At 67.2% G+C, this 1,236-nt stretch carries 2 protein-coding genes; both read left to right on the top strand.

The window, feature by feature from the left end:
• The coding region (locus BGN95_RS04945; RefSeq protein WP_286771825.1) for an SDR family oxidoreductase at positions 1-328 on the top strand (328 nt) is incomplete at its 5' end.
• A 209-nt stretch (positions 329-537) separates the two neighbouring features.
• Positions 538-1,236, top strand: a 699-nt coding sequence (locus BGN95_RS04940) for a TonB-dependent receptor plug domain-containing protein (RefSeq protein ID WP_286771824.1), incomplete at its 3' end; no start/stop codon positions are given.

Here is a 1,236-nt window from a genome sequence, read left to right as displayed (position 1 = left end):
CGCCGGCCAGATCGCTCGCGCGGGAGACGCCGCCTACACGATGACGAAGGGTGGCCTCGACGCCCTCACCCGGGCGCTCGCCGCCGAGCTCGGCCCCCGGCAGATAACCGTCAACGCGGTCGCGCCCGGCTTCTTCGCGACCGAGGCGAATGCCGAGATGACTGCCGATCCCGCGATCGCCGAGCATCTCGCCCGCCGCACCTCGCTCGGGCGCTGGGGACGCCCCGACGAGATCGTCGCGGCGGTCCTGTTCTTCGCCTCGCCTGCCTCATCCTATGTGACCGGGCAGGTGCTGGCCGTCGACGGCGGCTATCTCGCCCATTTCTGATCGCGTCCGACCACCGGGCGCGGATGCGGCAAATTGCTCAACTCGGTTGCTGCGATCGCACCAGATGCCGCGGCGAGCACCGCCCCTTTTTCCACAACTCGCCGAGACAGCCTCATAATATCAGAAGGTTAGCTCGTCTGGCACATCGCTTGCGACGCCCCCGGCAACGGCACCTCCGCGCGTGCCCAAAATCAGCAGGGAGAATTGCGTTGTCGCGAGTTGCAAAGCGAGTTTTCGACGTCGTTGCCTCATCGAATGTGCTGGCCTTCATGCTCGTCGCCGGGCCGGGGCTGGCGGCGACGCCCGCGACGGCGGACAATCGGCCCGCATCGACCGCGGCGGACCCGGCGCCGGAACCCGATGCCGACGCCAATGCCGACGGGCGCACGAGCGACGTTCTCGTCACCGCGCAACGCCGCGAGCAGCGCCTTCAGGATGTCCCGACCGCGGTGACCGCGCTCGGCGGCGACCTGTTCAGCAGCGGCCTCGGCAAGTCGGCGAACGAAGTGCTCAACCTCGTCCCTAATGCGACCGCCGGCACGCAGCAGCACGGGCGTCCGCGCTGGTGGATCCGCGGAGTCGGCGCAGGCCAGCAGCAGCTCGACCTCGCCAATCCGGTCGGCTTCTACCTCGACGACGTTTACATCTCCAACGCCAGCGCGACCGGCCTGCCGCTGTTCGATATCGAGCAGGTCGAGGTGCTGCGCGGCCCGCAAGGAACCTTGTGGGGCAAGAATACGACCGGCGGCGCGATCAACGTGATATCGAAGAAGCCGTCGCTCACGCCGCGCGACAACGACAATTATGTTCGTTTCGACTATGGCAGCTATAACGAGAAGATCATCGAGGGCGGGGTCGGGCTGGTCGTCGTGCCGGATATTCTGGCGGTGCGCGTCTCGGGCCATTTC

This window comes from Sphingomonas sp. 66-10 (genome assembly GCF_001897045.1).
Lineage (GTDB): Bacteria > Pseudomonadota > Alphaproteobacteria > Sphingomonadales > Sphingomonadaceae > Sphingomonas > Sphingomonas lycopersici.
The sequence above is the reverse complement of the archived record's forward strand: the minus strand, read 5'-3'. Positions and strand labels throughout refer to the sequence as shown.